Here is an 829-nt window from a genome sequence, read left to right as displayed (position 1 = left end):
CTTTTATGGGGGTTGAGTCGAATACCATTAAATTGGTTTCGCGTTTGATTGAAAAAACGGATTGTCTTGTGGTTAGTCTTGTTGCGCTGCGAAGAGATGATGGTACTGGTTTTGATATGGTGTTCCGCAAGGCGGACCCTGAAATCTACAGTAGCGACCTACTGACTTCGGTAACAGCGATGAATCGCACGGTAGAAGCGTGTGTGCGTGATCGGCCCGAGCAGTATCAGTGGGAATACAAACGTTTTAAAGATGCCCGTAAGGGTAGTCGTCATACATACGGGCCATGAACGTATCTCGCACCGTCGTTTGCTTAAAATGGGGTGACATGTATGGCCCAGAATATGTGAATCGCCTCTTCGCGATGGTCAGCCGCAATGTGGATTCGCCCGTTCGCTTTGTCTGTTTTACGGAAGATGCAACTGGCCTTCGTGATGACATCGAGATAAAAGCACTTCCTGACTTTCCAGAGCCCCCCTACAAATACGCTCGCTATTGTTCTGCTTGGCGTAAGCTCGCCTTGTTTGATGCCGCCAAGTTAGGCCTTGAAGGCCGAGTCTTATTTCTTGATCTGGATATTGTGATTTTGCGATCTATAGAGCCTCTATTTGAAGGCGCTGCGCCGTTTATGATGTTGGAAAACTGGTATCAGCCTGGAAAGGGTCAGGCCTCTGTAATGCGTTTTGATGGCGATAGCATGAAGCCTGTTTTAACGCGTTATCTTGCGGATCCGATTGCGGTGTTGGAAGAGTTCGTGACAGAGCAGGAATATATTTGGGCGAAAGCCATTAGTGGGGCATCATTTTTTGATGATCGCTTGTGCCTTAGT

General features: G+C 47.8%; 1 protein-coding gene and 1 pseudogene. Both read left to right on the top strand.

What is annotated here, in order from left to right; translation table 11 throughout:
* Positions 1-290: lysophospholipid acyltransferase family protein (locus A3750_RS24600; RefSeq protein WP_197475300.1), on the top strand; the 290-nt coding region annotated here is incomplete at its 5' end.
* Positions 287-829, top strand: a pseudogene (locus tag A3750_RS24595) (hypothetical protein); the annotation flags it as partial. The gene A3750_RS24600 and the pseudogene A3750_RS24595, both read left to right, overlap by 4 nt.

The organism is Oleiphilus sp. HI0079 (assembly GCF_001635105.1).
Note: the sequence above shows the minus strand (reverse complement) of the source record. Positions and strands in the feature narration are given on the sequence as shown.